Genomic DNA, 13,230 nt, shown 5'->3' on the forward strand with positions numbered 1-13,230 from the left:
GTAGAACCGGGCTTTTCGGTTGACGATCCAGAATGACTCGCACAAAACAAAAAATCGAAACGGACTTTTTCAAGCAGCTTGACCGATTTACCTTTTCTGTCAGGAAGAGGGTGTCTACTGTCTATGCCGGGAACCGTCCGTCAACCCGAAGCGGACACGGTATTGATACTATCGGGTTCAGAGAATACGACTCAAGCGACGCTTTGAAAGATATAGACTGGAAGGCTTATGCGAGGACTGAAAAGCTCTATGTAAGGCAGTTTGAAGAAGAAAAAACCCTTACAACCCATATCCTTCTGGATGCCAGCAAAAGCATGGATTACCCTGAAAAAGGGACTTCAAAATTCGAGTATTCTGCCATGCTCGCTGCAGGTTTTGCTTATATGGTTACCAAATATAATGATAGGTTTGCCATATCCACTTTTACGGAAGAGATTGACATCAATAAACCCGGCAGAGGTAAGAAGAACCTTTTGAGGGCAATCGACCGGCTCAGTGAACTTGAACTTTCAGGCGGAACTTCCATCGGGGAAGCCGTTATGAAGTACAGCCGGGAGATCAAGTCCAGATCCCTTGTAATCCTTATTTCGGACTTCATGCAGGACCCTGAAGCAATAGACACTGCTCTGTACAGGCTTTCCGACCATGACCTTATAGTTATTCAGGTGCTCGACCCCACGGAAAAAGTGCTTCCCCTTCAGGGAAACAGCAAGCTCATAGACCTTGAAACAGGAGAAGACATAAGGACTTACATAAGTGATAAGTTCAAGGAACGCTATACGCAGAAGCTTGACGACCACAGTGCAAGGATCAAGAAGACTTGCATGAAGGTCGGAGCCGAGTTTTACACCTTTACAACCGACACTCCTGTTTTTAATGCTTTCTACCATACAATCAGGAGAAGGAGACGCTAAAAATGCCTTTTCAAAACCCCCTTGCTCTTGCCGCTCTCCTGAGTGTCATCCCGCTTATAATCATTTATATGCTCCGGCCGAAACCAGCCGTGCTTTCTATTCCCTCGTTGATGTTTATCCTCAAGCTTGAAAGGGAACGAAAAAGGGTTTATGCTTCTCTCACGAAAATCGTGCGTGACCCTCTCTTCCTGATCCAGCTCCTTATGCTGATCCTTCTTTCCATAGGTGCTGCAGGTTACTATTATACTTCAGAAGAGCCTCTCAGCGGAGAGCATACTGTGCTTATCCTGGACACTTCGGCAAGCATGCAGGTTGACTCCCGTTTTGAAGATGCAGTTGGAATTGCCAGCGGCTATGTAAGCAAGAAAAACAGCATAATCCTTGCTTCCAGTACTCCTCAGCTTGTCCTTGAAGGCGGAAGCGCTTCCGCTGCCGGGGAGATCTTTGATAAGGTCAGACCCGGAGCCGGCGTTGCCGATCTGTCCGCAGCCATTACTACGGGGATGCGTCTCTTATCTAATGAAGGGGGCAGGATCATTGTCATTTCAGATTTTACTAACTGGGAAGGAGATGACCCTGTGGCTTCCAAGAACCTGGCTGAATCCTACGGGCTTGAGGTTAATTTCGTAAAGGTCGGAAAACCTGCAGAGAATATAGGAATAATTAACGGATGGGTTGAAGCCGTAGATGGAGAATACAGCTATACAGGTGTGGTCAAAAATTACAGAAGCGAAAGCCAGAACGTTCAAATCGAAACCGGAAGAGGGACTTCAGGGAATGCCTCCAAGTCCTTTACTCTGAATGTCCCTGCAGGCGGCACAAATCAGTTTACGCTTGCAAATCTGGGGCCAGGTGTTACTACAGTCAGCCTGAATGTCAATGATGACCTGGCTGTTGACAATAAGGCTTATATCTCCATTCCGGACACCTCGGGACAGCACATCCTCTACGTTACGGATAACGGAAAGCTGCCTTCAAAGACAGCACTCTCTCTACTCCCGAACATTGACCTGGAGATCAGGAAGTCTGTGCCTTCTTCCCTTGACAATTATACCCTTGTTGTACTTGCCCAGAAAGAAAACCCCATTGCCAACGGCTCTGTAAGTAGTATCGAATCTTACGTGCGGAACGGAGGTAATGCTGTCTTTATTGCAAGTGAAGCCCTTTCCCCTGAGAAAACCGAGGTCGACCTTGTTAAACTCCTGCCTGTAAAGCCTATAGGAGTTGAAGAGGCAGAAAACGGGCTTGAGGTTAAAGAAACGCTCAAGAACAGTATCACAGAGGATATGAAAAGTGAAGAAATCTCTGTCCGCAAATACATGAACGCAACTGAAAGAACGGGTTCTACAACCCTCGTAGCTACGGAAAACGGTATTCCTGTGCTGAGTTACTGGCAGTCAGGTAGAGGAACTATCTTCTATATGGGGCTTAATGACGAACTAGGGGAAGGGGCCTGGAACAATTTCCATAACCTGCCCGAGTATCCGGTATTCTGGATAAAACTTGTTGAATGGCTCGGAGGCATTGGTGACATCTCAGAGTACAACCTCGAAACAGGTACCCTGACATCCCTTTCAAAAACCGAGGAAATCCGCACGCCTACAAAGACCCTGACAGCAAACACTTTGCTTTATGACGAGGTAGGAATATACGAGGTTTCAGGCAAGAGGATTGCAGTCAATCTGTATGATGACAGGGAATCAAACACTACAATAGACTCCTCTGACCTTATCAGCCGCGCAGTTGAAAAAGACGAACCCAGGCTTGTCAAGTCAGACTCCTATACTGCAAGAAACGATATTACCGATTATATTATAGGAATTCTTTTCCTGCTTATGCTGCTTGAAATCCTGATAGTCCGCGGGAGGGGTGAACTGTGAACATGTCACTTGAAAGCCCTGAGATGCTTCTACTCATAGTTCCCTTGATTATTGCGGGTTTTTATCTCCTGCGGAAGACAAAAACGAAACTTATGGAATGGAGAATGCTTGTTGCCCTCCTCCTTGTCCTTGCTCTGGCTTCGCCCTATACAACGGTTACCCGGACAATCAATGAAGAAGAGCCTTCACTTGTGCTTGTTCAGGACCAGACAGCAAGTATGGGTATTTTTCCTGAAGAAGCAGGTACAGACCTGTATGAATCTCTTACGGCAAATACCCCAACTACTCTCGTGCAGCTGACTGGGGAAAAGACCACTCTCGGAGATGCCGTTACCCAATATTCCGGGCTAGGAAACCAGATAGTGCTTGTTACCGATGGAAACAGCAACTCTGGAAAGGACCTGACAGAAGCTCTGGAGTTTGCAAGGGACACAGATACTCCGGTCTATCTTGTCCGGCCCGAGCTAGAAACAAATGACCTCAGCGTTGAGGTACTCGGTGATAAGACAGTGGTTGTGGACAACCAGAATGAGTTTGAGATAGTTGTCCGCCAGGCATCAGAACAGAGTGTCAGCTATTTCCTTGAAGTGTTTGTGGATGGAGAACTTTCCCAGAGCAGGCAGTTTACGCAGGATGCCAGGAATAATACCATTCCGATCAATCAGGCTTTTACCACCCTTGGAGCTCACAATATAAGCGTAAAAATCACTCCTTCCGGAGAGGATTTAAACGAAATTAACAATGAGTTCTTTAAGTCTCTTTACGTAATCCCCAAACCTAAAATCACACTTATTACAGGTGAGACCGGTTCTCCTCTGGCTAAAGTCCTGAGCAGCCTTTACGAGGTTTCGGTTGTAAACGGTTATTCGGGGGCAGAAAATGTTACGGATAGCAAGGCTCTGGTGCTTGACAACCAGTATATAGACTCATTTTCCGAGTCTGAGATTAAAGAAATCAAAAACTACGTCAGCAACGGAGGCGGACTCATTGTCGTCGGAGGGGATACGGCTTACAACTACGGAAACTACCTTAATTCTTCCCTCGAGGAAGTCCTGCCTGTAATTTCAAAACCTTCCGAATTCAGGGGAGGGAGAAATCTAATCCTGATCCTTGATGTTTCTCCAAGTACGGTTGCTCACAAAACTCAGGGAGATATCCTGTCAAATGCTGTTAATATCCTTGAGAACGACAACCTGAAAGATGCAAATGTTGCTGTTGTAGCATTCGGCAACGCGGCGTATGATGTTTCCGGTGGGTTCGTGTTCATGGGGCTTCCTCATGAGCTCGCCCTTCTTAAAGAGAAAGTCTCGAAGCTGACCCCTACTAACGAGACTGAGACTTCCCTCGACCAGGGGCTCGGTGTAGCTAAACAGATGTTTGAAGGTGAAGACGGTGAGCTTGATGCTATTATAATCTCTGACGGAGGAATTGAAGACTCATACGACCAGAGCGTTCAGGTTGCACAGGAGCTGAAAGATATGGGTGTAAACCTGTATTTTATCCATATCCGTTCTTCTGCTCCCTCTCAGGCCGACAGGACCCGAAACTACTATGCTGAGAAGCTGATGCAGGAACTCGGGCTTGGTGACGCTCAACACTATCAACATATCGAAATGGGTGATAGAGCAAATATCGTATTTGAAGAGACCTCTGAAGCTCCCGAGGACAGTGAAGAAGAGGAAATCGAAGATACAGGTTCCTACCTGCTCCTTGAGTACTCCCCCGACCATTTCATTACTAAGGGTGTGAACCTTACCAGCACGACTATCACAGGATATAACCAGGTTACTCCAAAAGCCGGAGCTGAACGCCTGGTCATTACGGTTACAGGGCAGCCTGTGCTCACCACATGGCGGTTTGGACTCGGGCGCGTCGCAGCCTTTACCACGGATAACGGAGAAGGTGAAGGCACTCGCTGGGCTTCTGCTCTGTACAACGGATCAAACAGCAAACTGATTTCAGGCACGGCTAACTGGGCAATAGGAAACCCTCAGGCAGAAGAAGGAGCTGTTGTTGAAGCTCCCGACACATGGCTTGGCACCCCTTCCGACCTTACCCTGATTATGTACGATGAGGGAATCCCGCAGCTTAAACTGAACGGAGCCCAGCTTGACCTTGCCCTTACAGGCAGAAACACTTATGAAACAAGTGTCAACCCGGTAAATATCGGGATTCATGACATTTCAGGTTACCCGCTTGCAGTAAATTACGCGCTTGAGTACCTTGAAGTCGGGCATAATAAGGATATTGAACCTCTTATCCTTGCAACCGGAGGGAAGATTTATACTGAAAAGGAGGCAAGAGCCTCTCTCCTGAAAGACGCGAGACAGAACTCGGAAAGGGAGTCAGATGAGCCTGTTAGCCTGAAAATGTATGTACTTCTTGCAGCCCTTGTCCTTTATCTTGGAGAAGTCATAGTCAGGCGCATAAGGGAAATGAGAAGGCTCAGGCAGGCACAGGGTGAGACAGGAGCAGGAGAGACGGCTGCCTGAGCTTCTTCCCTGCTTCCCTTTCTTTTTTAAATTACTTCTCTTTTATTTCTTTCTCATTTCGTTTTTTTCTTTTAAGAACTGATCTCCAGAAGAACTGGAGGAGACGTTTGTTTATCTGTAAGTTGAAAAACGGAGCCTGGGTCAAGAAATTCATTTCTCAGGCAGGCGGAAGGCTATAACCTGTGCAGCATGAAGATAAGATTCAAATGTTCCACTTCTTGATTTCCCGGAATAGACAACTAGATTTTTCAGACGTTGACTCTTCTACCGGTTAGAAGTACATCAACAGAAGCAGGGTTATCTGCCCGAAAAAGCCGGAAAAAATTGGGACCACAAGGTTGTCATCTATTTTGTTTACTGCGGTCTCCGTGAGGGTTGCAAAAAAAGCCATTACCAGGGACACAACCGGGTTTCCGGTTATAGCGAGCCCTACTACCAGATCGGTTATGAACTCGGAAGCTGAGCCTTCAAGAGATTTGTCATTTTTAAAAATTTCTCTGAAAACTCTTCTTTTTCCGTAAAACTTTCCTATCAGGGCTGCAGCTAGGTCTCCGAAGGTTGTCATAAGAACTGCAGCATAAGCGATTTCCCTGTTGAAGAGGGAGATTGCTGCAATTGCACCCAGGGCAAAGTAGATGTGTCCCCCAAGACTTTCGGCTTCGTGTTCCCTGTACATCATATAAAAAAAAGGAATTTTCAGATTTTCTTCGAGCCTGAGATATTCCAGGAAAAGGACGGTTACAAGGAAGAGCATGAGAACCCAGAGAATGGCTTCTTTCCCGAAAAACTCGTAAATAAACACTATAAAAATTGAGACCAGATGCACACTTTTTCTCAGGACTTCAAGAACGACTTCTCTGGATGACATAGCATAAAGGGTTTGTGAGAATTGAATATAAATTTATACTGGTCTAGGGCTGAAATTTCCACTGTTTTACAGAGGCTGCTGTACTGAAGACTCAAAAATATTTCTCAGGTGCTGTGCTGAGATTCAACAGAGTCTCCTATCAATTTCTTAATCAGATTTGCATCTTTGATTATTTTCAAACTCATAAGCCCTCCTACTAAAAGGTTCATATGGTATGTCAGAGCTCTCCAGGCAAGAACGGTAATTCCCAGAACAGACGAATCTACGAAAATGGAAAAGATAGAAGCTGCTCCTAATTCAGCAACTCCGCTTGCCCCGGGAGTTGCGGGTATTACCATTATAACTGCGAGAAGTACCTGGGCTGCAAAGGCTGTGATAATCGAATGCGTCTGTGAAAGGCCCATCAGGATCAGGATGAGCAGTGAAAATTCTATGGTCCAGAAAATAAAAGTATAGAGAATTCCCCAGAGCAACCCTTTTCTTCCTTCCGAGAAAAAGACTCTGACACTGTCATGGAAATGGTCTATTTCCCTGTCTATCTGTTCCATAAAGTGCGAAATTGCAGCATCGGTTTTTTTTCCAAAAAAGGGGGCAAGTCTGCCTGTCAGCCTGCGTGTTATGTATTTTACTTTTTCGGGTTTCCAGACCCCGTAAATAAAGAAAACGAGAAGTAAGAAAACAAGGAAGTTTGCTGTGAAGAAGGCTGCATCGAACTTATAGTCCGAAAGGATATCACCAAGAACATAGAATGCAAAGGGCAGACAGGAAAAGATAAATAGTGCATCAAGCAGTCGTTCTCCTACAACGATTGCAGTAGCTCTCCCAACAGGAATTCTGTTCCTGCTAAGGCTGTGGACTCTCAGGAATTCTCCGCCTGCAGAAGAAGGAGTAATTCCGGCTACAAAAACACTTGAGATAACTATCTCTGTCACCTTCAGAACACTTATCCTGTGTCCCAGAGCCTTGCAAAGAGCCCGGGTCCTCAGTCCCCATACGGGGTAAGAGAGAATATGAAGGAGCGCAGCTGCCAGAATGTATTCCAGTCTAATCTTCCTCAGAGCTTCGATCGTCTCCGAGCTAAAAGTCAGGCATGTAACCAGGGCAATTGATACTGCGCTGATAACCAGCGACCCAATAAGCCATTTTTTATACCTGGTCATTGAAATCTCTTAATTTTATTTTTCAGTTGATACATTCCTGTTTAAGGAAACTTCTTTTTACAATATATAATGAACGGCATAAAATAGGTGAGGTCTGCCGGAATAAATCATTTTTCTAACTATTAAATGAATATTAACAAGTATTAATTGATATTATAAGAGCTTTACTCATTCTTAAAAGGTTTATGTTTTTTAAGCTTCTTTAAGCTAGTGATTTATTGAAAGTTCCTGCTTCTTAAGAAGTTTTACTAAAAAATAAGGAATAAATATAATCCGTTTTAAAAGATAAGCCACAATAAGGTGAGGTCCGTTAGAAAGCACATGAAAGATAAAAATAGCAAAATTTAAGTTAGTTATAAAAACTCAAACTGAGTTTTCAAGAAACCTGTATTGTGGAAAAAATATCTATGTTTCCAGATCACAAGTAATTACTTGAGCCTCAGTTACTGAATCAGTTACTTAACCAGTAGCTACTTGAGTCTGGAATAGATCCGAAAATATATTCTATTGGAGAATATACATCCGATCTGGAACATGAGTTTTAAAAACTGTGTTTACGACCCTTCCTGTGCGGTATCATATCCTGAATTAACGACAGTTTCTTTTATACTGGAATTCTTGTCTATTACTACTTCAGGCCAGATCTTAACTCCCGAGTGTACTGTAGAGTGACTTCCGATGGTTGTTCTGTGCCCGATTACTGTTCCATTCTCAATGCTGCACTTTTCTCCGATTATTGTTTCGTCGGCAACAACAGCTCCCGAGATATTGGAACCTTTTCCTATGAAGACACCATCAAAAAGATAGGATGAGAGAATTCTTGCGTTATCTTCGATAGTGCAGTTTGCACCTATCACGCTATAAGGTCCTATAAGGACATTGTCGCCGATTATGGTGTTTTCTCCTATGACAATCGGTCCTACAAGGGACGAATTCGAGCCTATGCATACATTGTTTCCTATGGATAAAGGACCACGTATCCTTGCGTTTCTTGTTGTAAAGTTTCCTTCTATAGTGGTTCCGGGAAGAGCATCAAGCATCCAGCGCTGGGCCTGCCTGTAAGCCGCGGAACTCCCTACATCAGTCCATTTTCCCCGGACAAGCACACCATTAATTTTTTCATCTGCTGCAAGCATGGCTGGGAAGAGATCCTTTGCAAAGTCATATTTTTTATTTTCGGGAATCCAGTCAAAGACTTCGGGGCTACATATGTAAATTCCCGTACTTGCGAGATTGCTGAAAATCTGCCCGGACTTGGGTTTTTCGAGGAAGCGGTGGATCCGGTTGTTTATGTCCATGTCTGCAATCCCGAACTCTCTGGGATCGTCAATGGAAAGAAGCCCCATGGTCACTATCGCGTCATTTGCCTCATGAAAACGGTACATCTCCCTGAGGTCAAGGTTAAGTACGTGGTCTCCCCCAAGCACGATAAAAGGCTCATTTTTCAAATACTGTTCTGCATTTTTAACCCCGCCTGCAGTCCCCATCTTTTCTTTTTCATACACATAATCTATGTGTACTCCGAAAATATGCCCGTCTCCGAGCTGTTCTTCTATGCGTTCTCCCATGTACCCCAGAGTTATAACAATTTCATTGAACCCTTCTCTTGAAAGGTGCTCTATCAGGTGCCGGACTGACGGTTTATTGAGAATCGGTATGCTCGGTTTCGGGTGTTTGAAGGTCAGCGGTCTGAGTCTTGTCCCTGTGCCTCCGCACATGATACATGCTTTCATATTTTTTCCCAACGTTGTTCCATGAATATATTGTTAACGATCTGTTCTTCGAATTTTAAGGTTTATTGATGACGATTATTCAGAGTGAGGTTTCCTTTGCCTGTATTCGGTAATACCTTATTTCAGAGTAATACCTTACTTCAGGGTAATATCTTCTTTTCTTTCCACTTTTATCTCTTTTTTTCCCTCATATTCAGAAATCTTACCTTTTATGCTTATGAAATCCCCCTCATTGATTGAGCCGCTCAGGGCTTCAGCCCCGGCTGTCTTCGGGATAAACACGCTAAGGACTTCTGAGTCAAAGTCCACTTCTAAAAGCAAGTGATCTCCGGTGTACGTAAATCGCTTACTTAAAACCTCTGCATCAAGAGTTACTTTTTCCCCAACTTCGGATTCGTGGGTGTACTGCAGGGCTTCTCCCCCCGGACTTTGTCCGGCTCCTGCAAGGTCGGACCCGAAAAATAAGTACGCTGTTGAAAGAGAGGATAATGCCATAACAAGCAGAACCACCACGATTTTCTCTTCCTTTTCCATCTTTCACCACTCCAGTCTGTGAATCCTGAAACTAACCTATATTAGAAGTTTCTGAAGATAAATCTATTTCAGGAACTGGCATGGATCATTTAGATAAAATATATTTCAGACCGGTCATATTTCTTCAACATAGCTGTGTTTCAAGATAAGAGTCGAGGCCTTATATTTCAGGTTTGCTCACAATGGAGACAAGTTTTATTTCAAGGATCAGGGTTTTGCCTGCAAGCTCATGATTGAAGTCAAGGATTGCGCAGGTTTCCGTGGAATCAAGTACTTTAACTTCTTTTCCTCCGGGAGTTATGATTCTTTCTCCTGCTTCCGGAGGTTCACTGAGTTCAAGTCTTAAAAGAGGAATTTTCTGAACCAGATAATCTTTATATTCTCCGTAGGCTTCTTCAGGTGCGATTTTAAGGATTTTTTCTTCTCCTTCCCGCATTCCAAGAATCCCGGTATCCATACCTTTTATTACCTGGCGGGCGTCTGTCCTGAAAAAAAAAGGTCTGTATTCTTTTTCCTCGCTGTATATTCCAGCTTCAAGAGCTTTTTCTTTTACGGTTGTGTCGAATATCGTTCCATCCTCAAATTTCCCAGTATAATCAATAAGGATATAGTCTCCCTTTTTTACGGTACGAGGGTTCTCCATTATCCCTTCTCCTGTTCATTTTTTTCTTTACAGGTTTTCCGACACGCCTGAATCTTTTCCTGGCTGCCAGAAGGATGCATCTTTTTAAAGAAATGTAAGCCGGATTTTAAACCGGTTTAACTTGCCCAGAATTCTTCATTCGATTGATACAAGCTTTATATCGAAAACAAGAGTCTTTCCTGCGAGTTCGTGATTAGCATCAAAGGTAACATGTGTTTCATTTACGGCAATGACTCTGAACTGGCTCCCGTATATACTACTATATACCTGCCCTACTTCAGGTTTTTCTGACATGTTAAGTTCCTCAAGCGGAACTGCCTGAACCTGTGCTTCATCGTATTCTCCGTAAGCTTCTTCAGGAGGGAGTGTAACAGTTTTTTCTTCTCCTACTCTCATCCCGATTACAGCTTCGTCAAAACCGCTAATCATCTGACCTGCACCAACTGTAAAGGTGAGGGGGATGTAATTTCTTTCCTGAACGTATATGCCTTCTTTCTCTGCGGTCTCTTTTATTGAAGTGTCAAAGACCATGCCGTTTTCTAACTTTCCCACGTAGTCTACTTTGACTGTATCTCCTGACCTTACAGCCCTGCCTTCTCCGCTTCCGTTATCCGTGCATCCGCTTCCAAGGACAATACTCCCCAGAAGCAGTATTGTCAGGAAATAAATCAATCCCTTCCCGACCCTCATTTTTTCATGCCTCCACTGAAACGACCTTTACTTTGAATATAAGAGTCTTGCCTGCAAGTGCATGATTGAAGTCCACAACGAAATTTTCCTCCCCTACTTCCGTAATGGTTCCCCTGAGCCCGGTCTCCGTTGCCAGCTGCATTCCTACTTCCGGAGTAAAATCAACAGCATCACGCGGGAGTTCCCTTGCATACTCTTCCATATATTCGCCGTATGCGTCCTCTGGAGGAATTTTTAGAGTTTTTTCTTCTCCAACCTCCATTCCGACTACACCCTCGTCAAAACCTTTAATCATTTGGCCGGCTCCTACGGTAAATACAAGAGGTTTGTAGTCTCTCATTTCGTTATATATCCCTGCCTCCATGGCTACTTCTTTTTCCGATGTGTCGAATACTGTGCCGTCTTCCAGTTTACCTACATAATCAACGGAAACGGCATCTCCTTTTTCGGCTTTTTTATTCGAATTTTTTATTATATCCTCAGTCATATCAATCAATATGACAAAACGAAAGCATGTTAGATAAACGTACTGATAAAAAAGGCACTGGAAATCGGTTAAAAATAGGCTCCCGTAAGTAAGAAATGCAGGAATCCTTAAATCTCACTTTTTAGGTTTTTATTCCGAATCTCGATTTCTGTCAGTTTTCTCTGTCAGCTATCCTTTCCAAATTCTTTTCTCTTTTCAAACTGCTTTTTTATCATGTTTCATGTCCTTCAGGTCTTTCCTTACTCTCTTTAAGTTCTTTTTGATATTCAATATATGAGTAAACAACAGTAATCCCGGCTATAGCGATTGCTGGTACGAGAATAAAGTAGATTGCAAGTTCCGGGAAAAAAGCTCCAAAGACTGCTACTATTCCTGCGATCTTGAACAATTTACCCCCAAGCCGATTAGTCCTTTTCCACACTCTGTCGCTGCTCAGGGTCCAGGGTGTCCTGATGCCGATGAACCAGTTCCTCTCTGCATTTTCCGTAAGAATCCCTATATAATAGAACAGAAGCCCTATCCCCACAGGAAGTATTGCATTGGGGCTGATCTGAACTCCTGCGTTCCAGAGGAGTATCTGGAGATGGACTGCGATCATAAACAGGATCAGTATCACTATAAACCCGTCATAATATTTTCTGAATTTTTCTATGTTTTCTTTCTTCGGGTCAATTCTCGGAATTATCAGGAACATAACTGCAAGGCTCGTAATTACCAGAGGCATGAAAAAGAGTCCCCAGAATTTCGACATATAACCATCTACTTCTCCCTGAGAGTTCCAGTGAGTTGCCATCTGTTCAGGTACCTGCGGGTAAAAGTAGATAGAAAGGAGAAAGGAAAGAAGGACCAGTCCTGTTATTGCGATTGTAAATTTTCGCATGTAAATTTTTTAGGTTTTTCAGATATTTAAAAACGTGGAATGCTTAAAAGTCTGACAATGCCTCTGGGGTGGCTACTGATCTTGCTAACCCTTTACTTTATATAAAGCTGGAAATGCCTGTTGACCTTTAGTTCTCTGAAAGTCTCAACCTGTTATGAGACACTTCTTCCGGACCTCATCCTGAGCCCTCCAACCAGCGCTGCAATTCCGCCTATCACAAGGGAAATCCCATATATCCAGGGCAGGACAACAGCCCCTGCCAGAGGGTTAATCAGCAGGAGTATTCCGAGAATGATTGTCAGGAGCCCAAGGACTGCCATTCCCAGTCCACCTCCTTTGAGTGCCCATACAACTCTGATTGCGCCGTATACAATACTCCAGATTCCAAGTATGATTACAAAAAATGCCAGAACAACAAAAGGACTCAGAGGGTATACGAATACCAGAAGTCCAATAAGAATGCCCATGATGCCGGAGAGAAGTTTCCATCCAAGATTCTCTCTATCTACCAGCAGTGAGAGGATTGAAAGAGCTCCTCCGAGAAGCCAGAATATTCCGAGTATTTGAACCAGGGTTATGGTAGTTTTCACGGGTGAAAATAGCAGAAACAAGCCTATAATAACGGCAAAAATCCCTTCAAGTACAATCAGCCACCAGGGGACTTGCAGGATCTCATATTCCACAACAACATGCTCTGCAGCTGTCTGTTCCATACATTTATCTCCCATTGCTTTAAGTAGCAAACTCGGTACTGTTGACTAGCCCGATGAAAAAGCACAGGTATCAAATACAGTATCGAAAACCCACTTTTACCTTAATTACGAAGCTACCTGACTCTCTATACATGGTGACCGGATAGAAAGGAAATTTCCCCCCAATACATTATATATCTAACATTATATAAATAAATGAGCATTTATTACTTTTATTATGTTTATGCTGTTGCAGT

General features: G+C 43.8%; 12 protein-coding genes. 3 read left to right on the plus strand and 9 right to left on the minus strand.

The annotated features are described in order from the left end of the window. The first annotated feature begins 32 nt into the window (after positions 1-32). The 3 genes from MSHOH_RS05775 to MSHOH_RS05785 are packed head-to-tail and all read left to right on the plus strand — an operon-like array spanning position 33 to position 5,286. Positions 33-914, plus strand: a complete 882-nt coding sequence (locus tag MSHOH_RS05775) for a DUF58 domain-containing protein (protein ID WP_048138065.1) — start codon at positions 33-35, stop codon at positions 912-914. A 2-nt stretch (positions 915-916) separates the two neighbouring features. After that, positions 917-2,794, plus strand: a complete 1,878-nt coding sequence (locus tag MSHOH_RS05780) for a DUF7408 domain-containing protein (protein WP_048138066.1) — start codon at positions 917-919, stop codon at positions 2,792-2,794. Further along, entirely contained in the window at positions 2,791-5,286 is a 2,496-nt protein-coding gene (locus MSHOH_RS05785) for a VWA domain-containing protein (protein WP_048138068.1), read from the plus strand. The genes MSHOH_RS05780 and MSHOH_RS05785 overlap by 4 nt, the downstream gene beginning before the upstream one ends. A gap of 271 nt (positions 5,287-5,557) precedes the next feature. Here the strand turns inward: MSHOH_RS05785 and MSHOH_RS05790 are convergent, their stop codons facing one another. From MSHOH_RS05790 to MSHOH_RS05830, 9 genes are all read right to left on the minus strand, one after another. Then, on the minus strand, positions 5,558-6,154 hold the full coding sequence (locus MSHOH_RS05790; protein ID WP_048138070.1) for a diacylglycerol/polyprenol kinase family protein: 597 nt from the start codon (positions 6,152-6,154) through the stop codon (positions 5,558-5,560). Positions 6,155-6,258: 104 nt separating this feature from the next. Then, a complete protein-coding gene (locus MSHOH_RS05795) occupies positions 6,259-7,314 on the minus strand; it encodes a lysylphosphatidylglycerol synthase transmembrane domain-containing protein (RefSeq protein WP_048138072.1) in 1,056 nt (351 codons plus the stop codon). 554 nt (positions 7,315-7,868) lie between these two features. Continuing rightward, positions 7,869-9,047 (minus strand): nucleotidyltransferase family protein, encoded by a 1,179-nt coding sequence (locus MSHOH_RS05800; RefSeq protein WP_048138074.1) that lies wholly within the window; start codon positions 9,045-9,047, stop codon positions 7,869-7,871. Positions 9,048-9,182: 135 nt separating this feature from the next. Further along, entirely contained in the window at positions 9,183-9,581 is a 399-nt protein-coding gene (locus MSHOH_RS05805) for an OB-fold nucleic acid binding domain-containing protein (protein WP_048138075.1), read from the minus strand. A gap of 160 nt (positions 9,582-9,741) precedes the next feature. After that, the gene (locus MSHOH_RS05810; protein WP_048138076.1) at positions 9,742-10,224 is read right to left on the minus strand and encodes an FKBP-type peptidyl-prolyl cis-trans isomerase; all 483 of its coding nucleotides are present in this window, start codon (positions 10,222-10,224) and stop codon (positions 9,742-9,744) included. 135 nt (positions 10,225-10,359) lie between these two features. Beyond that, the gene (locus tag MSHOH_RS05815) at positions 10,360-10,914 is read right to left on the minus strand and encodes an FKBP-type peptidyl-prolyl cis-trans isomerase (RefSeq protein WP_048138083.1); all 555 of its coding nucleotides are present in this window, start codon (positions 10,912-10,914) and stop codon (positions 10,360-10,362) included. 4 nt (positions 10,915-10,918) lie between these two features. Next, a complete protein-coding gene (locus MSHOH_RS05820) occupies positions 10,919-11,401 on the minus strand; it encodes an FKBP-type peptidyl-prolyl cis-trans isomerase (RefSeq protein WP_048143222.1) in 483 nt (160 codons plus the stop codon). Positions 11,402-11,612: 211 nt separating this feature from the next. Next, on the minus strand, positions 11,613-12,281 hold the full coding sequence (locus tag MSHOH_RS05825) for an SdpI family protein (RefSeq protein ID WP_048138085.1): 669 nt from the start codon (positions 12,279-12,281) through the stop codon (positions 11,613-11,615). A 152-nt stretch (positions 12,282-12,433) separates the two neighbouring features. After that, complete coding sequence (locus tag MSHOH_RS05830; RefSeq protein WP_048138087.1) at positions 12,434-12,994, minus strand: HdeD family acid-resistance protein; 561 nt, start codon at positions 12,992-12,994, stop codon at positions 12,434-12,436. Positions 12,995-13,230: the final 236 nt, after the last annotated feature.

The sequence above is a fragment of the Methanosarcina horonobensis HB-1 = JCM 15518 genome, assembly GCF_000970285.1.
GTDB lineage: Archaea > Halobacteriota > Methanosarcinia > Methanosarcinales > Methanosarcinaceae > Methanosarcina > Methanosarcina horonobensis.